We start from the raw sequence: 19,169 nt of genomic DNA on the forward strand, positions 1-19,169 counted from the left end.
TCATTACAATATGGGGTAACGTTTAGAAAAATATGTGGAGGCCGCTAAGATGCAGTTATTAAAAGACAGAATCCGCAAGGATGGAAAGATAAAAGAAGGCAACGTCTTAAAGGTGGACAGCTTTCTCAATCATCAGATGGATGTAAAGTTATTTCAGGAAATCGGGAAGGAATTCAAGAGAAGATTTGAAGGTGAGGAGATTACGAAGATTCTTACGATCGAAGCTTCTGGGATCGGAATCGCATGTGTTGCGGCTGAAGTATTTGATGTACCGGTTGTATTTGCAAAGAAGACACAGACAAAGAATATTGCAGGGGATGTATATACAACAAAGGTAGAATCATTCACACACGGAAGAGTTTATGATATTATCGTTTCCAGAGAATTTCTTGGAAAAGGAGATAAGGTTCTTCTGATTGATGATTTCCTTGCTAACGGGAAAGCACTGGAGGGACTGGCAGAACTGGTTAAAAAGTCAGGAGCCGAGCTGGTCGGAGCTGGTGTTGTGATCGAGAAAGGATTTCAGGTTGGTGGAGATATCATCCGCTCCAAAGGAATTCATCTGGAGTCGCTGGCAATCGTAGAAAGTATGGATGAGAAGACAGGGGAAGTCGTTTTCCGTAATTAACAGCTAAAATTCAAAGGATTTTTTAAGGGAATGTGAGGGTTTCATATTCCCTTTTTTTTATTCCTATGATATACTTTATGATAAGTATGTGAATGCATAAAGAGAACTTATAGTAAGGAGTAAGAACTTATGAAAAGAGTATTGTTAAAACTCAGCGGGGAAGCTCTCGCAGGCGATAAAAAGACAGGATTTGATGAAGCTACCTGTATGGGTGTTGCAAAACAGGTAAAGCAGCTTGTAGATGATGGGGTACAGGTTGCGATTGTAACAGGTGGTGGTAACTTCTGGAGAGGAAGAACCAGCGAGACGATAGACCGTGTTAAAGCAGACCAGATCGGGATGCTGGCAACAGTTATGAACTGTATTTATGTATCTGATATTTTCCGTTATGCAGGAATGAAGACAGAAGTATTTACACCATTTGTGTGTGGCGCATTTACTACATTGTTTTCTAAAGATGCGGCAGTAGAAGCATTGAATGAAGGAAAAGTTGTGTTCTTCGCAGGCGGAACAGGACATCCATACTTCTCGACAGATACTGGTGCGGTTTTAAGAGCAATTGAGATTGAAGCAGATGCTATGCTTCTTGCAAAAGCAATTGACGGAATTTACGACAGCGATCCGAAGGTTAATCCGGAAGCAAAGAAATATGACGAGATTTCTATTCAGGAAATTATTGATAAGAAGCTGATGGCTGTAGACCTGACAGCATCTATTATGTGTCTAGAGAATAAGATGCCGATGCTGGTATTCGGACTGAATGAAGAGAACAGCATTGTTGAGACGATGAAGGGAACATTTACAGGAACAAAAGTAACAGTATAAGTATTATTATGGATTATTGCGATAAAAGGAGATCACGCTATGAATGAAAGATTAAAAACATTTGAGGAAAAGATGAAAAAAACAATTGGAAATCTGGACGGAGAACTTTCAGCAATCCGTGCAGGACGTGCGAATCCAAATGTGTTAAATAAAATTGTAGTAGACTATTATGGAACACCGACACCAATCCAGCAGGTGGCTAACGTATCTGTACCGGAAGCGCGTATGATCCAGATCCAGCCATGGGAGAAAAGCATGGTAAGAGAGATCGAGAAAGCAATTATGACTTCTGATCTCGGAATCAATCCTACCAATGACGGAACAACTGTACGTCTTCTCTTCCCGGAACTTACAGAGGATCGTAGAAAAGAACTGGTTAAAGATGTTAAGAAAAAAGGGGAAGCTGCAAAAGTTGCAATCCGTAACATCCGTCGTGACGGAATTGATGCAGCTAAGAAATTAAAAGGAACAGATGTCTCAGAAGATGAGATCAAGGACATGGAAGATGATCTGCAGAAACTGACAGATAAATATGTAAAAGAAGTGGATAAAGCTGTAGAATCAAAATCAAAAGAGGTTATGACAGTATAAGATCTGCAGCAGATAAAATGGGATAGAATAAGAAGGGGATAAGATCCAGAGAATCTGGAACTGTCCCCTCTGTTCTTGTATGACTGAAGAGCACTGAAAAAGTTTTGCGATTACATAAGTTCTAATGTGTTAGTAGGAGGAAATAATCATATGAATGTACCAAAGCATGTTGCAATCATATTGGATGGAAATGGTCGTTGGGCTAAGGCAAAGGGAATGCCCCGGAATTATGGTCACGCACAGGGCAGTAAGAATGTAGAGCGTATCTGTGAGGAAGCATGGAGAATGGGGATTAAGTACTTGACTGTCTATGCATTTTCTACAGAAAACTGGAACCGTCCGGATGATGAAGTCAATGCATTGATGAAGCTTTTACGTAATTATATGAAGACATGTCTGAAGACAGCAGCAAAGAATGATATGAAAGTCCGTGTGATTGGAGATATAACCAGACTGGATGAAGATATTCAGAAGAGAATTCTGGAACTGGAAGAGGCAACGAAGAATAATGGCGGTCTGAATTTCCAGATTGCGATCAATTATGGAAGCCGTGATGAGATGGTCCGTGCAATCCGGAAGCTTGCAAAGGATTGTATAGATGGAAAAGTGAATCCGGAAGAGATTGAAGAACAGACATTTGAACAATATCTGGATACAAAGGGAATTCCGGATCCTGATCTGATGATCCGCACAAGCGGGGAACTCAGACTTTCCAACTATCTGTTATGGCAGCTGGCATATACAGAGTTTTATTTTACAGATGTTCCATGGCCGGATTTCAGAAAAGAAGAACTGGAAAAGGCGATTGAACAGTATAATCATCGCGACAGACGTTACGGCGGTGTGAAGGAGGAAGAAGAACAGAATGTTTAAGACAAGATTATTAAGTGGGATTGTTCTGGTCATTATCTTAATAGCAACAGTTGGAACCGGTGGCGGATTGTTGTTCGGTTTTCTGGCACTGATCAGTCTGATCGGATTGTCAGAACTTTATAAAGTTGTGGATGTGCAGAGCAAGATATTAGGTTTTACCGGTTATCTGGCAGCCGTTGTATATTACGGAATCTTATATACCGGACAGATGCAGTATGTGACATTTCTTACAATTGTATTTCTGGTCGTACTGATGGCGGTATATGTATTCTCATTTCCGGTATTTAAAGCAGAGCAGGTGATGACGGTATTCTTTGGTGTATTTTATGTTGCAGTGATGCTGTCTTATGTATACCAGACAAGAATGCTGGATGACGGAGCTGTTGCAGTATGGCTTATCTTTTTGAGTTCCTGGGGATGCGACACTTGCGCGTACTGCGTAGGTATGCTTCTTGGAAAGCATAAGATGGCACCGAAGTTAAGCCCAAAGAAATCTGTAGAAGGTGGAATCGGTGGAATCGTAGGAGCAGCTCTTCTTGGGGCAATCTTTGCTCTTGCAGCGAATAAGATTACAGGAGCAGGTGTGAATCCGGGACAGTATGCAATTATCTGTGGAGTTGGAGGAATGATCTCACAGATTGGTGATCTTGCAGCTTCTGCGATCAAACGTAATCATGACATCAAAGATTATGGAAAACTGATTCCGGGACATGGCGGAATTCTTGACAGATTTGACAGTGTTATCTTTACGGCGCCGATCATTTATTATCTTGCAACATTTCTTGCAGGCAGATTGTAGGAGGTTCATATGAAAAAGATAGCAATTTTAGGTTCCACTGGTTCTATCGGGACACAGACGCTGGAAGTGGTCAGAGAGAACGGCGATATTGAAGTGCTTGGACTGGCAGCCGGAAGTAATATTAAGATGCTGGAAGAACAGATCCGTGAATTCCATCCGCAGATCGTGGCTGTATGGTCAGAAGAAAAAGCAGAGGAATTACGTGTGAATGTAGCAGATACGGACACGCAGATCGTGGCAGGCATGGATGGACTTCTGGAAGTCGCAACCATGAATGATACAGAGATTCTTGTGACAGCGGTTGTCGGTATGATCGGTATCCGTCCTACAATTGAAGCAATCAAGGCAGGAAAAGATATTGCGCTTGCCAATAAAGAGACGTTGGTAACGGCAGGACATATCATTATGCCGCTGGCAAAAAAGATGGGAGTATCGATTCTCCCGGTAGACAGTGAGCATAGCGCCATTTTCCAGTCATTACAGGGCAATCGTCACGGGGCAGTTCATAAGATTCTTCTGACCGCATCCGGCGGTCCGTTCCGTGGGAAAAAATCAGAAGAACTGATGGAAATCAAGGTGGAAGATGCATTGAAGCATCCAAACTGGTCAATGGGACGTAAGATCACAATTGATTCCTCTACAATGGTCAACAAAGGTCTCGAAGTCATCGAAGCCAAATGGTTATTTGATGTAGATGTGGATCGGGTGCAGGTTGTAGTACAGCCACAGAGTATTATTCATTCTATGGTAGAGTATGTAGATGGTGCGATCATTGCAGAGCTTGGAACACCGGATATGAAGCTTCCAATCCAGTATGCATTATATTATCCGGAGAGAAGATTCCTCCCGGGGGACAGAGTAGACTTCTGGACATTGGGAAAACTGGAATTTGAGAAGCCGGATACAGATACATTCTATGGACTGGAGCTTGCATACGAAGCAGGAAGAAAGGGCGGAAGCCTTCCGACTGTATTCAATGCAGCAAATGAACTTGCGGTAAGCAAGTTCCTGAACAGAGAAATCAAGTATCTGGAGATCACGGAGATCATCGAAGACTGTATGAAGGCACACAAAAATATTGAAAATCCAACATTGGAACAGATTCTGGAGACAGAAGCAGCGACCTATGAAAGAATCAACAGCAGGAGGTAATTAGAAATTTGGGAATTATATTAGCAATCTTGTTATTCAGCTTCATCGTATTTTTTCATGAGCTGGGGCATTTCTTACTGGCGAAGAAAAATGGAATTGATGTAGATGAGTTTGCTATAGGAATGGGACCGGCAATTTATTCAAAAGAATATAAAGGGACCAGATACGCCGTACGTATCCTTCCAATCGGAGGGTTCTGTGCGATGGGGGAAGATGAAGAGGCGAATGATTCGCCGAATAACTTTAATAATAAATCCGTATGGGCGCGAATCTCAGTCATAGCAGCAGGGCCTGTGTTTAACTTTATTCTGGCTTTTATCTTTGCAGTGATCATAACGGCAATGGTTGGTTACGATAAGCCGGTAATCGGGGCAGTGGAATCCGGATATCCGGCAGCAGAAGCTGGTTTGAAAAAAGGTGACGAGATCGTGCAGATGGGGAATAAAAAGATCCACATTTTCCGTGAAGTCAGTTTTTATAATCAGTTTCACTCTGATGAAGACGTGGTTGTCACTGTGCTGAGAAACGGAAAAGAAAAGACCGTTACACTGACTCCGAAGATGGACAAAGAACTGGGATATAAGAGACTCGGAATCGGCAGTTCCGGTTATACCAAAGCCAATGCACTGACGGCGGTCAAATATGGCGGCTATGAAGTGAAATTCTGGATCTGCACGACACTGGACAGTCTGAAGATGTTAGTGACCAGACAGATCGGAGTGAACGAACTTTCCGGACCGGTCGGAATTGTTAATACGGTAGATACCACCTATAAGCAGAGCCGTTCCTATGGTCTGTTTGTCGTCATTGTAGAGATGCTGAATCTGGCAATTCTGCTGTCGGCGAACCTTGGTGTGATGAACCTTCTGCCGCTTCCGGCACTGGATGGGGGACGACTGGTGTTCCTGATCATCGAAGCAATCAGAGGAAAGCGTGTGCCGCCGGAGAAAGAAGGGTATGTACATTTCGCAGGGATCGTGCTGTTGATGGCGCTTATGGTGTTTGTGCTGTTTAATGATGTGCATCGGATATTCTTTGGGGGATAGAAGAAATCATTATTGATGATCTTAAGATTTGCGTTGCAGATTTGGTGAAATAATTACTATTATTTTTATAATTTTGTTTTTAAATCGGAAAGAAATCAAAAAGGAGATCTTTCCGATTTTCTGTGCGCTTGGCTGCACATGTCGCAGTAAAATATATAGTTGGGAAAATGACAGATGAAGACTTATTGCATCAATTAAAAGCTGCAAGTGAAAATCACTGCCTTTTTTATGAACAGGTATCTGGTGAATGGATTGACGGAGCAGAAAGGAAGAAAAATGAGAAAAGCGATTGTATACACATCTGTGCATCATGGAAATACGGAAAAATTAGTAAAAAGGATAGCAGAAGAATGTCAGGTAGATTTGATAGATGCTATAAAACAAATGAACGCAGATTTAAATGATTATGATATGATTGGGTTCGCATCAGGAATCTATTATTCAAAATTCCACCAGTCAATATTAAAATTTTCTGAGGAGAATTTATCAGCCGACAAAAAGGTATTTCTGATCTGTACTTATGGTGGAAGTGCAAATTTTAAATCTATAGAACAGATTTTGAATAAAAAACATGCCAGTGTGGTTGGAAAATTTGGCTGTAAAGGGTATGACACATTCGGTCCATTTAAACTGGTTGGTGGTATTGCTAAAGGGCATCCAGATGAAGAGGATATGAAAAATGCAGTGGACTTCGTAAAAGGATTACACTAATTGAAAAATTCAGATTATATAATCAAAAGGCATGCGAAAAATGAATGGACATTTTTTTCATGCCTTTTTAAAGCATTAGGTGACGTAGAACTCAAAGTTAGCATTTTCCCATGTGGGGAAAATGGTTGTCAGTTCAATTCCGCAATCCGCGATACCCCCACATATATCTCCGATATCTTATACCAGGTCGTATAATCCACTTCTCCGGTCTGAGGCAGTCCAAAGACTTTTTGAAATACCCGGACAGCTTCGGCAGTTGCCGGTCCATAGATACCGTCAGCAGTGATCTTTGGAATAGCCGGATAAGCACCTGCAATCACATTTAACTGCTCCTGCATCTGCCGGACTTTGTTGCCGGATGAGCCAATCTTCAGAGTATAACCAGGCCAGGAGGACGGAATGCCGGAGATGGCTTCGGCGGTGTTGATGTACATGTCATCACCATAATAATAGCGTAGGATTTCGATAGGGGAGTAGCCCTGATCGCCTAATGATTTGGATCCCCATTGTGTCAACCAAATTGTCATAACCTATAAAGTACACGCAAACTCTTGATTTTACTGGGTTTGCGGGCATTTTACCTGTATAAGAAAAAGTAGATTTTGAGAGAATCGTTTTTGCGATCGTAGATAATCTTGTCGATGATCTGCTTCAGGGCTTCGTTCTTTTGCACGTATGTATAATTGTTGGAGATGAGAATATCATACACACTCCGTACCTTCTGCAGCATAGCATCCGCCGGATCCTGATCAGATTTATGCGCTGCCTTTTTCAAATCCTTTAATTGTTGTTCTAAGGATTCACGTTCTTTCTGAATGATAGCTTTATTCGCTTTATATTCTTCCAGTGTATCAATCCCTTCCCGGTAGGAGGCTTTTATTCGTTCCTCTTTGCCGGTTAAACTTTCCAATTGTTCTGTTATAGCCTTGCGCTCATCAAACTGCTCTGTCGGCTGATATTCACGCAATTCATAGACAATATCTTTGGTATCCAATACTTCTTTGATACTGGCCAGAACTTCCTTTTCAAGGACCAGTGAGCTGATGCCGTTCGGTTTTTTGCATTTTCCTTTGCTATATCCGTAGCAGGAGAAGTAAGAATATTTTTCCTCATTGACTCGTTTCATAGTGGTTGAGGTTAAGGTGCGTCCGCAATCCGGGCATTTCAGCAGTCCGGAGAGCCAGTGCTTATAAGTGGAAGAGGGGCGCTTGCCGACCGGCTTGTAGGTGGCTTTAAATCGTTCCTGTGCCGATTCAAACAATTCCTTTGATATAATAGCCGGCTGTTGCCCTTCTGTAACAATCCATTCGTCCTTATCTTTGATACGATTGGTGCTGTTCTCTGTCCGGTTCCACCGGATCATGCCACAATAGGAAGGGTTTTGAATGATGTATTCGACAGATCTTCGCTCAAATGGCTTTCCGTGCGAAGTCTTGAGTCCTAAAGAATTTAGGTATCTGGCGATATCAAAGAAGCTCATGCCTTCATTTGTGTATTTTTCGAATATAGTCCGAACAATCTTTGCTTCTTCCGGAACAATCACCGGCGGCTTGCCATGCTCCACAACTTTGTAGCCAAGCGGCGGACGTGCCTGGTATGCTCCGCGGAGTGCATTTTCTTTCATTCCACGATGCACTTCACCGGATAACCGGATAGAGTAATATTCATCCATCCACTCGATTATACGCTCGATCAGGCTGCCAAAAGGATTGTCGGAGAGTGGCTCGGACACACTCAAGACATCTACATTGTGTTGTTTCTTTAGCAGAGATTTGTATACTATACTTTCTTCCTGATTCCGGGCAAATCGTGAAAACTTCCATACCAGGATCAGATCGACTGGATGGTCATCACCTTTGGCCAGTCCGATCATCTCCTGAAAGCCGGGACGCTTGTTGGCTTTCCTTCCGGAGATACCTAGGTCCGTGAAGATCTTCAGGATTACAATATTGTTCTTGGCTGCATAGTCCCGGAGGAGATGCTCCTGGGAGTCCGGGGAGATCTCTTCCTGATCGTGTGTGGATACACGGATGTAGCCGTATGCATATTTTACGCTCATTGCATCACCTTCCTGTAATTATATGTGCGATGTCGCACAAAAATGGGTACAAAAATAACACCTATACGGTGCTGGATTTTTGTGATACAATATTCTTGTTCAGGGAATGTTATATCGTGCCTTGGCACTGTATAGTATTCAATAAGCCGTTTCTGTTGGTAGCAGGGACGGTTTTATTAATTATTCATTTAAATGTGGTGGACAACATTTTTTACAAGGAACATATCCTAAATCTATAGCATGATTAAAGGGAATTTTCTGGCAATTAATAGACCCGCTACAATGAGGATTAGTGTGGTATTTTTGCGTTTTCCGATTAATCCAAATATAATTTTTCACCTCTATATGTATGCCAAGTGCTTGCTCTAATCGACTAATATCATCTGGGTAAGAATGACAATATTCATTAAGTGAATTATTAATAGCACCTTGTAATCGGGTGTATGGTTGTTTGAACCGAAAACAATTAAGTGCAAATAATAACCGAGAAATTCCATTATACGCAGTTGCTTTATCAGCACGTAAATGTTGCTTGGCGGAGAAATTATATACTCGACCACCGTGTGCAGCTAAGTTTCGGTATTCTAAACATAGAAAAAGAGTATCGGAGAGCAGGTCCTTGTAGTATTCTTCGTTTTCATCAGATACTATGTCTCCGTATAATTCTCGAATTAAAATGTCACGTTGCTTCTTTTTTAGAAATCTTATATAATTGACCAACGTACCAAAGTATGCACCTTTGAGGAGTATCCACGGAGGTACATATCCATATTTATTCCTATAGTATTGAATAGGTTCTTTGTTGGATTTTTCAGCTAAATCAAACAGTGTTTTTAAAATTCTATCTCTTCTAAAATAAGAATCAGAAACTTTTTTGTCTCGGTAATTATTTTTCTTTAAATATTGATGATGATCTATACCGAAATCTTTACCTACAATATTAGCAACAACTGCACGAAGATGTTCTTCGATGTCTATCATAGAAAGTAGAACAGCATTGCGTAGATTGTGATCTAAAGTAAATAATGCAAAAATCTGTTCAAATGTTACGCCGGGATTATATACTTTTTCGCCGTATAAACGGGTAATGTAAGGATCTCGGTAACCATTGATAATATTATAATAACCATAAGTAGATAATTTTGCCATTGCAGCAGATTCGTCGATAATAGTGAGTTGTTGTTTTTTTAGTTTTTCAATTTGTTCTTCTACTGTAGTATATACATAATCGTTCATGTGCAACTCCTTTGTATACAAAAAGAGCCCGAGAAAAAATCTCGAGGCTCTTCTTGTGACCGGATACCAGCCATTTCACTAAACAGTGATATTATATCATATGTAAAAATGATGTCAAGTATTCCTCGAAAAAAATTATAAAATTGTTATAAGCCATTTTGTGTAGGGTCTAATTTATCTTTCCCAATTGTTAAACGGGAAATATCTAGTTAAATGGAAGTCCTTCATCTATTGAATCTGGGATATCCATAAATCCGCTAGCAGTCTCGTTATAGTCCCATTCTTTTAAAAATCCTGCATTGTAAAATGTAGAATAACTTCCACAAATAGGACAGAAGCGAGCATTGGAAGGTAAAGGTTCGTTATAATAACAGTCATTATTGGAACATTTATTCACAAGATTTTCCCCACAAATTTGACAAAAATTCCCTTCTACATCAGTTTCTTCGTTTGAACAGTTTGGACATTCTGTTAATTTTCCATTTTCGTGAGTGTCTAATTTTGGATAAATCATATTTCCATCTCCCCATTTTAGTGTATTTTTACCGCCGCATATTGGGCAATAATTATAAGTTTTAAAAAATTGAGCATTACATACAATGCATTTACGTTTATTCATAAAACGTCGGTATACAAGCATCATTTTTTGTGACAAATTTAATCCAGTTATCAATTTGGCATCCGTATCTATTAAGTCGATTCGTGTTTCAGCAGCAGCGACAGAGAGGCCAAAAGTATAGGCAACATTGCTTACGGATTTATTTTTTAATGTCAGAAACATTGAGACTGGAGACAAAACATTTCTAGCAAAAGCATTTGCTTCGTTTTCCAATACACGACATTCTTGTTTTGTCAAAGATGAGGCGATTTTATCATTGCGTAACATTTCTGTTTTCTCAAAATCTACCAAGTGATTCAAATATATGTGTCCGAGTTCGTGCATTAATGTAAAACGAATGCGCGTAATTGGTTTAGAATCATTGTATGCAATTGAATAATAATCATTTTCTAATATCGTTTTACCATCTGAACTTCTTAGGCAGGTACATACTTTGTCTATAGAACAATCGAATTCATCTGCCAATTCAGAATATTTCATAAGACCGTATTTTTCCTTTTTAATTATTTCAAATGGATCAACGGGAAAAGAATGTATTGAATATTGATCTAAAAATTCACATGCTTTTTTTAAGCAATAATCATATCTTGCATAATTTAGAATATTCAATCTTCATTTGCCTTCCTTCCCTTTTTCGCAAGAGAGTGAATCATATTTATTGCTAATTCTTGGTCGGAATCGGATAAATCCATTAGATCTCGAGCAGCCGATCTAATATTTAGTGGAAACTCGAATTCTTTTGAATGATTCATAATTTCCCCTGCTTTTTCATTTGGTGTGGACTCCCATCCCATTAAGTCGGCTGGGGTTGTTTCCAGTACTTTTGCAAGAGGTTCGAGTACGGTAATCGGAAGTTCCTTTATATCATCTTTTTCATATCTATAAATTGTAGCTCTATTTTTATTAAGTCTTTCTGCTACTTCATCAACGCTGAGATTCAGTTCTATTCTTCTATTTTTGATTCTCTGACCTATTGTCATTTTCATCACCATCCTTCTAAATGTATTATAACTCGTAAATCGCATATATGCAATAAATAGTTGCACAATGTGCGAAAAAAGTATTGACTTATGAAAGACGGTGATGTAATATACAATTAGTCGCATGATATGCGAAAAATAAGGAGGTGAAAAAATGGTAAATGTAAATAAGTTAAAAGCAAAAATGGTGGAGCTTGGCGTAAACGTTGATGAGCTTTCAGGAAGAATTGGAATGGATAGAGCAACGTTTTATCGCAGACTTTCCGCTAATGGGCAGACGTTCCTTATTAAAGAAGCCGATGCTATTAGCAAAGAACTTGGAATGACAAGAGAAGAAGTGAATGAAATTTTTTTTAGTCAATTTGTCGCATGAAATGCGAAAAAAGGAGAGCTATATGAATGAAGTGAAAATTTACAATTCAGAAGAGTTCGGTAATATCCGAACAGTAACTATTGATAATGAACCGTGGTTTGTTGGAAAAGATGTTGCGACAGCTCTTGGCTACGCAGACACATTCGGGGCATTGAAAAAGCATATTATGGACGAAGACAAGCTGGTCTGCCAAATTGACAGTGCAGGTCAAAAGAGAGATGTGACCGTAATCAACGAATCTGGCTTATATGCATTAATCTTTGGAAGTAAGTTAGAGTCAGCCAGGAGATTTAAGCACTGGGTAACAAGCGAAGTGCTTCCGGCAATTAGAAAGACAGGTTCTTATCAGATGTCAAAGCCAGAAGGGAAAGAGCTATTGGCAATGGCGGTACTGGAAGCACAGAAAACTATTGAACAGCAGAGTAATGAAATCGAGCGAATGAAACCTAAGGAAATATTTGCAGATGCGGTATCTACGAGCCATACATCCATTTTGATCGGAGACCTTGCGAAGCTACTGAAACAGAACGGTGTTGAGACAGGGCAGAAGAGACTCTTTGAATGGCTTAGAGAGAATAGCTACTTAATTAAAAGAAAAGGTGCTGATTGGAATATGCCAACTCAGAAAGCAATGGAGCTTGGATTATTTGAAGTTAAGGAAAGTACAGTGAATAATCCGGATGGTTCAGTCAGAATCAATAAGACAACCAAAGTGACAGGCAAAGGTCAGCAGTATTTTATCAACAAATTTTTAGCATAGGAGAATAGCCAATGAGATTATCAGAGTTAACGAATGAAATGCTTAGCGCTTACAAGTATCCAAATCTTATGGCAGAGGTAAAGGAGTTAACTTGTTCTATCTGTACGATTGCTGAACATATGGGGTTAGGAAGATATCGTAAAGAAGATGATTTGAAAGTGTGGAGTAAATTAACTGGGAGAGAAGAGATTCTTTGCGATGAAGCATTTGGTTTAGCTAGATTGTTTAATACAGGGATTGAATATTTATTTAGCCATGAATTAAATATCATTGATGGACAAACGGCGGCATATTGGAGATGGTTTGACTTTCATTCGGAAGCGCAAAGAGAGTCGGAGATATTTAAAGCAAGAAGTGAAATAATGAATGAATTGAAAGCAAAGCCATATTTATTAAAACTTATGAAAGAACTTGTTACATTAAACCGAGACCAATTACAAGAATTTATTGATTTAACAAAAAAAGATAAAAGAGAACCGCAACAAGTACAAACCATAATACATAACCTATAAAGAGGTGATGCAGTTTTGAAACATATATTTATTTTAAGACTTATACGAAAAGAAGATGGAAGTCTTATTTCTGAAAGAGATATGGATACTATGGCGGAAAAAGATAAGGATGAAGCTGTGAATGAGTTAAACGGGAATTCTGTTGGATATTTAGGATACCAGAAGTAGAAAACCGCTTAGGCGGTAGAAGGGAGGACAAGCATGAAAAGGAGAGGACCAAGAACAAAATGGCAGAGAATCATCAGAGAAACGGTGTTTGAGATCCTGATCGGCGCCGCAATCGGACTTGCATTTGATGCAATGTTATTTATCTGGTTGCTTGTAAGGTGAAGGAGGTGAGGACATTGCAAGGAGAAATCAAAAAAGAGCACCCGTATAAGCCGGCAAGCTTTGGGCGCTCAAGAAATTAGTCAACTATATTATATGAGAAGAAAGGGAATTAGTCAAATGGCAGAAGAAAAGAAATATGAAATTACAGAGACAGAATTGAAAATGTACATTGGTTTAGCGATGGCAGATACAATTCCTGAAGGTGCTGCAAGGGAAGAAGAGGAGAAACTCAGCGGATTTGCGGCGGGTTTATGTAAAAGAATAACGAGCCACCTGAATGGTTCGGAACCTTTTTCTGAGACAGAACTCGAGGCATATCGTGCTGTGACCCGTATCTTTGATGTTGTACAGACCTTGGCAGAAGTAGTTGCCAGAAATACGGAGGAATAGAGAATGTATTACAACGAATGTCCGTTATGCGGGGCAAATTTAGATCCTGGAGAACCATGTGACTGCCAGGAGGAAAAGAAAAGTAAAAAGAAACTGCAGTTAAAGAACCAGAGCGAACACCGGAATAGAGCATTGCAGCTTTGTGCGGAAGTAGGGTATCAGATATGAATGATATTTTTAAGGCTTATGATTTCAAAAATGAACAACAGTGGTTAAAAGGCAGAATGAACGGGATCGGTGGCAGCGATGCAAGTGCTGTAGTCGGGATGAATCCATACAAAAGTAATATTGATCTGTTTGAAGAAAAGATTGGCAGGGTAATACCGAAAGACATTTCGGACAAGCCGTGTGTGATTTATGGAAAGAAAGCAGAAGAATACATCCGGGAATTATTTAAACTGGATTATCCGGAATATCAGGTGGAACATCATGAATTCCGGATTCTGCAGAGTAAGGACCATCCGTTCATGCAGGCGTCTCTTGATGGCGAGCTGACCGATCGGGAAGGTCGCAAGGGAATCTTAGAGATTAAAACTACAAATATCCTGCAGTCCATGCAGTACGAAAAATGGAAGGACCGGATTCCAGATAATTATTACATACAGGTACTGCATTATCTTTTGGTAACCGGTTGGCAGTTCGTAGTTCTGAGAGCGCATTTGAATACCGACTGGGGTAATGAAAAGCGTACAACAGTCAAACATTACTTCATCGAAAGAAGTGATGTGGAAGATGATCTTATAATGCTGCAGCAGGAAGAAGAAAAATTTTGGAGATATGTGGAGAGCGGGAGAAAGCCTCCACTGATTCTCCCGGAAATATAGGAGGTATTTTATGTTGGAGTTAAAAATCTTCAGTCCACAGGAGAATGGATTTGTACCAGAAATCAAGTGGAACAATGAGGAACTGAAGGTAGCAATTGCCGAGAAGATGAAAGAGTACAACGGATTGGTCTTTACAGAAGAGACTATTTCCGAGGGAAAGAAAGACAGGGCAAACTTAAATAAGCTTCGCGGGGCAATTGATGATGAGCGGAAACGTGTTAAAAAGCTGTGCATGGAGCCATGCAATAGATTTGAAAAAGAAGTAAAAGAAGTTCTTGCGCTGGTTGATGAACAGATTAATGCAATTGATGTTCAGATTAAAGAAGTCGAGCAGATCAAGAGAGAGGAAAAGCGGAAGGCAGTCCAGGAACTATTTGAATCTATCGGCTTCCAGAAGTTTGTGACACTTGAAATGATCTGGGACGAGAAGTGGCTGAATGCATCAGTAGCGCTGTCGAAAGTAGAAAACCAGATGAAAGAAACGATGTATAGAATCGGTGAGGAAGTTGGGACAATCAGCAGATTGCCGGAATTCAGCTTCGAAGCAATGGAAGTCTATAAGAAAACACTGGATCTTACGCAGGCAATCAAGAAAGGACAGGAGCTGGCCGACATTCAGAAGAGAAAGGAAGAAGCGCTTGCCAGACAGAAAGCTGAGGAAGAGAGAAGAAAAGCAGAGGAAGCTGCTGCAGGAAAAGAGTCAGAGAATCCGGAAGAAGCTGCGGATACTCATGATGCGCCTAAAAAAGCCGAGGAGAATGACTATACAAGAGTTGTTTCAGAACCGGTTATGAGAATAGATTTCCGTGTATGGGGAACGAAAGAACAGATTCTGGCATTACGTGATTACATGAAACAGAACAATTTAAAATTTGGAAAGGTGGAATAAAGTATGGCAGTAAATAACAGTTTGGCGAAAAAGCCGGCAAAAATGGGATTAACGGCATATCTGTCACAGGATGCTGTTAAGAAACAGATTAATAATGTGGTAGGTGGAAAGAACGGGACAAGATTTATTTCAAGTATTGTGTCTGCAGCCCAGGCAACACCGGCATTACAGGAATGTACGAATCCGAGTATCTTGTCTGCAGCACTTTTGGGAGAGGCGTTGAATCTTTCCCCTTCTCCGCAGCTGGGACAGTTTTATATGGTTCCGTTCGACAATAGGAAGAAAGGCTGTAAAGAAGCACAGTTCCAACTTGGATATAAAGGCTATATTCAGCTGGCGGAGCGTTCTGGATATTACAAAAAACTGAATGTGCTTGCTATTAAGGAAGGGGAACTGATCCGATACGATCCACTTGATGAAGAAATTGAAGTAGAGCTGATTGATGATGATGTGATCCGTGAAGAGACTCCGGCGATGGGATATTATGCCATGTTTGAATATGAAAATGGATTTCGGAAAACAATGTACTGGTCCAAAAAGAAAATGATGGCACATGCGGAAAAATATTCACCTGCATTCGGCAGAAACGGCGGAGCAAAGACTTTGGAACTTTTAGAGCAGGGCAAAATTCCAGAAAAAGATCTCTGGAAGTATTCTTCTTTTTGGTTTAAAGATTTTGATGGTATGGCATTGAAAACCATGTTAAGACAGTTGATCAGCAAGTGGGGAATCATGAGTATTGATCTGCAGAAGGCAATTGATAAAGACATGGCAGTTATTCAGGAAGATGGATCTGCAGACTATGTAGAAAATGCTGCAGAAGAATTGGACAACGATAATGTTGTAGCAGAACAGGAGATTAAAGAGGTGCAGCCGGAAACGAAAGAGCCGGAGCTTGAGAAAGAATTAGATCAGAGAGAAGCATCCGATATCGAAGCGGAGTTTTTCAATAAATAACACAGGAGGTACATAAGCAATGAAACATGTAGATTTAGAAAAGTTTGCAAATGGAGCATTTTCTGCACAGGTGAACAGAGCCATCGAAGAGGTGACAGAGAACATCCAAAACCCTAATACGGATGCCGGTGCTACAAGAAAGATTACAGTCACAATTGCATTTAAACCGAATGCAGAGCGTAATTTTGTTGCTACCGGTGTACAGACGAAGACAACACTTGCACCGGCACTCGGAGCTGTTACTGCTTTCAGTATGGGCAAGAACCTGCAGACCGGCGAGGTAGAAGCAATTGAAATGGGTAACCAGATCCCGGGGCAGATGTCGGTAAATGATGTGCCGGGAGTTGTTCCTGAGAACGTAGTGGAAGTTGAAGGCAAGGCAGTGGATACAGATACAGGTGAAATTGTAGGCACTGCTGGAAGTAAAGTTGTAGATCTTAGAAGAAGAGAAGCGTAAGGAGAAAAAGTAAGATGATGGAAGGATTAAAAGAAGCATTACAGTATATTACAGGTTTGAAAGAAAAGAGCATGGAGCCAAAGCTGGTAGAGATTGAAGGAAGAACCTATTGCACTGACAATGGTCTTACCAGATATCACAGATTCCCAATGGCGTCAGATATTGAGGTGAATACGCTGACAGCACTGGTGGATTATATCAAAGGAAAACCGGAAGAGTTAAGGGAATCTTCTATTATCCATGTGGTAAGTCCTACAAAGGTTCTGTTATATTCCGGGCTGATTGATGAAAGAAACAGAGAGACTCTGATCGATGCCAGGGCGATTGTAAATGAGTTCTCGTTTGACAGCTATTATGATCAGGAACGTTTTCTGATCGAGCTACAGGCAAACTTTGTAGAGACAGAGGATCTCGTTACGATCATGCAGGTTGCCGGTAATATTAAATCCGGAACAACTGCCAATTATTCAGATGACGGGGTATCTCAGAAGACAACGATTAAAACGGGTGTAGAGCTGGCGGATGTGATCGTACCGAATCCGGTTAAGTTAAGACCATACCGTACATTTGCAGAAATCGAACAGCCGGAGAGTTCTTATGTATTCCGTATTAAGGACGGAGACCGGGGACCGGCATTTAAACTGGTAGAAGCTGATGGTGGTTTATGGAAGAATGCAGTCATGAAAAAGATCAAGGAATATCTGGAGTTTGAACTGAGTGAAGAATTAGAGAAACATAAGATCACAGTCATTGCTTAAGGTTTGTACTTCCTTTTGGATTGTATCACGAATGCAACTTATTGATTATGCAGTATTCCATGGGATAGATGATTATTTATTGCTATCCCATGGAAAGAAAGGAGCAATGGATGAATGCTGTGACATTTCATGTTCCGGGCAAGCCCCAGGGAAAAGCAAGGGCAAAGACGGTCAGAAATAAGCATACCGGAAATACGATGTCTTATACACCGGAAACAGATCTGTTGTATGAGAATTACATTAAAGACCGGTTCCTGAATAAATGCAATGGAATGTTCCTGGAACGGGGCAAGCCGGTAACTCTTCGGATCGTGGCAAGATTTCTTCCACCAAAGAGTACCAGTAAGAAACGTACAGCTCTTATGCTGGATGGAAAGGAACTTCCGCTTAAGAAGCCGGATGTTGATAATATCGTAAAAGTTGTAGCAGATGCCTTGAACGGCGTTGCATACCATGATGATACACAGATCGTTATGGTAGTGGCAAAGAAAGTCTATTCTTCATTGGAAGGACTGGACGTTACCGTGGAAGAATATAAGGGATAGGAAAGAAGGTGCAGCATGGCCAGACCGAAGATCAAAGGCCTTCTTTACTTTCCATTTGATATAGATTTTTTTGAGGATAATAAGATCAGAATCGTCAAGGCCAGATACAGGTCGGACGGAGTGATGATCTACCTGTTTTTATTATGTGAGATCTACAGGCAGGGATATTACATAAAAGCGGATGAAGATTTTTTGTATATCATTTCTGACGAATTAGGGATAGATCAAAATAAGGTGAAGCAGGTCTTGAACTTCCTGCTAAATAAGTCACTGTTTGATAACACACTGTTTAGTTCGGACAAGGTCTTGACCTCTGCCGGGATACAGAGACGGTATCAGCTCGGTATTAAAGAAAGAATGCGTAAGAGCAAAGAGCCGCTGGAAGTAGGTAGGTACTGGCTTCTGAAAAAGGAAGATACGGAACCTTTTATTAAGTGCACTCTTTTTGAAGATATTCCGGGGAAATGCGATAGTTTTTCCGGGAAAAACGAATCTAATTCCACGGAAAAATCCGCAAATAAAAGTAAAGTAAATAATAATAAAAATAATACAGTATTTCAGTCTCCGGAACTTGAATCGGCTTTCCAGATGTATCTTCTTGTTCGAGAACATAACTATGGATCGATTCTTCCGGAACAGGTACAGGCTCTGAGGGAAGATCTGTTGAATCTGAGTAATAAGACAGAGGAACAGATTGCCATCGTGAAGAAGGCAACGGCTGGTGGTTATAAGGAATTTCGAGGAATGAAGAAAGGAAAGAGGACATCACCGGCAAAGAAGAAGGACAACTTTAATAATTTTGATGGCAGATCTTATGATCAGGAGATGTATATGGGATTGATTGAAAAGTAGAAA

Annotated in this window: 26 protein-coding genes and 1 pseudogene; 22 read left to right on the plus strand and 5 right to left on the minus strand. The window is 40.4% G+C overall.

Translation table 11 applies throughout. From position 1 onward, the window contains the following. Nucleotides 1-49 precede the first annotated feature (49 nt). The 8 genes from OCV72_RS00730 (at nucleotide 50) to OCV72_RS00765 (ending at nucleotide 6,625) form a co-directional block, all read left to right on the plus strand. A complete protein-coding gene (locus OCV72_RS00730; protein ID WP_028086240.1) occupies nucleotides 50-628 on the plus strand; it encodes a xanthine phosphoribosyltransferase in 579 nt (192 codons plus the stop codon). Nucleotides 629-757: 129 nt separating this feature from the next. Next, nucleotides 758-1,453: a UMP kinase gene (gene pyrH, locus OCV72_RS00735; protein ID WP_006426852.1), complete on the plus strand. Its 696-nt coding sequence runs from the start codon at nucleotides 758-760 to the stop codon at nucleotides 1,451-1,453. 39 nt (nucleotides 1,454-1,492) lie between these two features. Further along, nucleotides 1,493-2,044, plus strand: a complete 552-nt coding sequence (frr, locus tag OCV72_RS00740) for a ribosome recycling factor (protein ID WP_028086241.1) — start codon at nucleotides 1,493-1,495, stop codon at nucleotides 2,042-2,044. A gap of 150 nt (nucleotides 2,045-2,194) precedes the next feature. Then, on the plus strand, nucleotides 2,195-2,917 hold the full coding sequence (locus tag OCV72_RS00745; protein WP_055281124.1) for an isoprenyl transferase: 723 nt from the start codon (nucleotides 2,195-2,197) through the stop codon (nucleotides 2,915-2,917). Then, nucleotides 2,910-3,716: a phosphatidate cytidylyltransferase gene (locus OCV72_RS00750; RefSeq protein WP_055281126.1), complete on the plus strand. Its 807-nt coding sequence runs from the start codon at nucleotides 2,910-2,912 to the stop codon at nucleotides 3,714-3,716. The genes OCV72_RS00745 and OCV72_RS00750 overlap by 8 nt, the downstream gene beginning before the upstream one ends. A gap of 9 nt (nucleotides 3,717-3,725) precedes the next feature. Beyond that, nucleotides 3,726-4,868 carry a 1-deoxy-D-xylulose-5-phosphate reductoisomerase gene (locus tag OCV72_RS00755; protein ID WP_055281128.1) on the plus strand — a complete coding sequence of 381 codons (1,143 nt, stop codon included), beginning with the start codon at nucleotides 3,726-3,728 and terminating at the stop codon, nucleotides 4,866-4,868. Between the two features lie 8 nt (nucleotides 4,869-4,876). Beyond that, entirely contained in the window at nucleotides 4,877-5,914 is a 1,038-nt protein-coding gene (rseP, locus tag OCV72_RS00760; protein WP_055281130.1) for an RIP metalloprotease RseP, read from the plus strand. Between the two features lie 276 nt (nucleotides 5,915-6,190). Then, complete coding sequence (locus tag OCV72_RS00765; protein ID WP_055281278.1) at nucleotides 6,191-6,625, plus strand: flavodoxin family protein; 435 nt, start codon at nucleotides 6,191-6,193, stop codon at nucleotides 6,623-6,625. 128 nt (nucleotides 6,626-6,753) lie between these two features. Here the strand turns inward: OCV72_RS00765 and OCV72_RS00770 are convergent. From OCV72_RS00770 to OCV72_RS00790, 5 genes and pseudogenes are all read right to left on the minus strand, one after another. After that, a pseudogene (locus tag OCV72_RS00770) lies at nucleotides 6,754-7,143 on the minus strand (peptidoglycan-binding domain-containing protein); the annotation flags it as partial. Nucleotides 7,144-7,202: 59 nt separating this feature from the next. Next, nucleotides 7,203-8,684, minus strand: a complete 1,482-nt coding sequence (locus OCV72_RS00775; protein ID WP_055281132.1) for a recombinase family protein — start codon at nucleotides 8,682-8,684, stop codon at nucleotides 7,203-7,205. A 180-nt stretch (nucleotides 8,685-8,864) separates the two neighbouring features. Then, nucleotides 8,865-9,920 carry an Abi family protein gene (locus OCV72_RS00780; RefSeq protein ID WP_055281134.1) on the minus strand — a complete coding sequence of 352 codons (1,056 nt, stop codon included), beginning with the start codon at nucleotides 9,918-9,920 and terminating at the stop codon, nucleotides 8,865-8,867. 205 nt (nucleotides 9,921-10,125) lie between these two features. Beyond that, the gene (locus OCV72_RS00785) at nucleotides 10,126-11,148 is read right to left on the minus strand and encodes an ImmA/IrrE family metallo-endopeptidase (protein ID WP_055281136.1); all 1,023 of its coding nucleotides are present in this window, start codon (nucleotides 11,146-11,148) and stop codon (nucleotides 10,126-10,128) included. After that, on the minus strand, nucleotides 11,145-11,525 hold the full coding sequence (locus tag OCV72_RS00790; RefSeq protein ID WP_243863070.1) for a helix-turn-helix domain-containing protein: 381 nt from the start codon (nucleotides 11,523-11,525) through the stop codon (nucleotides 11,145-11,147). Before OCV72_RS00790 ends, OCV72_RS00785 begins: the two co-directional genes overlap by 4 nt. A 148-nt stretch (nucleotides 11,526-11,673) precedes the next feature. Between OCV72_RS00790 and OCV72_RS00795 the strand changes: the two genes are divergently transcribed. The 14 genes from OCV72_RS00795 to OCV72_RS00860 all read left to right on the plus strand — a co-directional run bounded on the left by OCV72_RS00795 (nucleotide 11,674) and on the right by OCV72_RS00860 (nucleotide 19,166). Continuing rightward, nucleotides 11,674-11,892 (plus strand): helix-turn-helix domain-containing protein, encoded by a 219-nt coding sequence (locus OCV72_RS00795; RefSeq protein WP_055281138.1) that lies wholly within the window; start codon nucleotides 11,674-11,676, stop codon nucleotides 11,890-11,892. A 22-nt stretch (nucleotides 11,893-11,914) separates the two neighbouring features. Then, nucleotides 11,915-12,652: a phage antirepressor gene (locus tag OCV72_RS00800; protein ID WP_055281140.1), complete on the plus strand. Its 738-nt coding sequence runs from the start codon at nucleotides 11,915-11,917 to the stop codon at nucleotides 12,650-12,652. 11 nt (nucleotides 12,653-12,663) lie between these two features. Next, entirely contained in the window at nucleotides 12,664-13,164 is a 501-nt protein-coding gene (locus OCV72_RS00805) for a hypothetical protein (protein ID WP_055281142.1), read from the plus strand. A gap of 15 nt (nucleotides 13,165-13,179) precedes the next feature. Continuing rightward, entirely contained in the window at nucleotides 13,180-13,332 is a 153-nt protein-coding gene (locus OCV72_RS00810; RefSeq protein ID WP_155515175.1) for a hypothetical protein, read from the plus strand. Between the two features lie 33 nt (nucleotides 13,333-13,365). Beyond that, on the plus strand, nucleotides 13,366-13,494 hold the full coding sequence (locus OCV72_RS00815) for a hypothetical protein (protein WP_262568812.1): 129 nt from the start codon (nucleotides 13,366-13,368) through the stop codon (nucleotides 13,492-13,494). Nucleotides 13,495-13,611: 117 nt separating this feature from the next. Next, on the plus strand, nucleotides 13,612-13,884 hold the full coding sequence (locus OCV72_RS00820) for a hypothetical protein (protein WP_055281144.1): 273 nt from the start codon (nucleotides 13,612-13,614) through the stop codon (nucleotides 13,882-13,884). A 3-nt stretch (nucleotides 13,885-13,887) separates the two neighbouring features. Continuing rightward, nucleotides 13,888-14,052 (plus strand): hypothetical protein, encoded by a 165-nt coding sequence (locus OCV72_RS00825; RefSeq protein WP_155515186.1) that lies wholly within the window; start codon nucleotides 13,888-13,890, stop codon nucleotides 14,050-14,052. Further along, a complete protein-coding gene (locus tag OCV72_RS00830; protein WP_055281147.1) occupies nucleotides 14,049-14,708 on the plus strand; it encodes a YqaJ viral recombinase family protein in 660 nt (219 codons plus the stop codon). The genes OCV72_RS00825 and OCV72_RS00830 overlap by 4 nt, the downstream gene beginning before the upstream one ends. Nucleotides 14,709-14,718: 10 nt before the next feature. Further along, nucleotides 14,719-15,597, plus strand: coding sequence for a DUF1351 domain-containing protein (locus OCV72_RS00835; protein ID WP_055281150.1), 879 nt, complete (start codon nucleotides 14,719-14,721; stop codon nucleotides 15,595-15,597). A gap of 3 nt (nucleotides 15,598-15,600) precedes the next feature. Beyond that, a complete protein-coding gene (locus OCV72_RS00840) occupies nucleotides 15,601-16,554 on the plus strand; it encodes a recombinase RecT (protein ID WP_055281152.1) in 954 nt (317 codons plus the stop codon). A 19-nt stretch (nucleotides 16,555-16,573) separates the two neighbouring features. Next, the gene (locus OCV72_RS00845; RefSeq protein ID WP_055281154.1) at nucleotides 16,574-17,011 is read left to right on the plus strand and encodes a hypothetical protein; all 438 of its coding nucleotides are present in this window, start codon (nucleotides 16,574-16,576) and stop codon (nucleotides 17,009-17,011) included. Nucleotides 17,012-17,025: 14 nt separating this feature from the next. Continuing rightward, entirely contained in the window at nucleotides 17,026-17,769 is a 744-nt protein-coding gene (locus OCV72_RS00850; protein ID WP_081020962.1) for a hypothetical protein, read from the plus strand. A 110-nt stretch (nucleotides 17,770-17,879) separates the two neighbouring features. Continuing rightward, nucleotides 17,880-18,314 carry a RusA family crossover junction endodeoxyribonuclease gene (locus tag OCV72_RS00855; protein ID WP_055281156.1) on the plus strand — a complete coding sequence of 145 codons (435 nt, stop codon included), beginning with the start codon at nucleotides 17,880-17,882 and terminating at the stop codon, nucleotides 18,312-18,314. Nucleotides 18,315-18,329: 15 nt separating this feature from the next. After that, complete coding sequence (locus tag OCV72_RS00860) at nucleotides 18,330-19,166, plus strand: DUF4373 domain-containing protein (protein WP_055281158.1); 837 nt, start codon at nucleotides 18,330-18,332, stop codon at nucleotides 19,164-19,166. Nucleotides 19,167-19,169 lie beyond the last annotated feature (3 nt).

Origin of the sequence: Dorea amylophila (genome assembly GCF_025567265.1) — a bacterium.
Classification (GTDB): domain Bacteria; phylum Bacillota; class Clostridia; order Lachnospirales; family Lachnospiraceae; genus Dorea_A; species Dorea_A amylophila.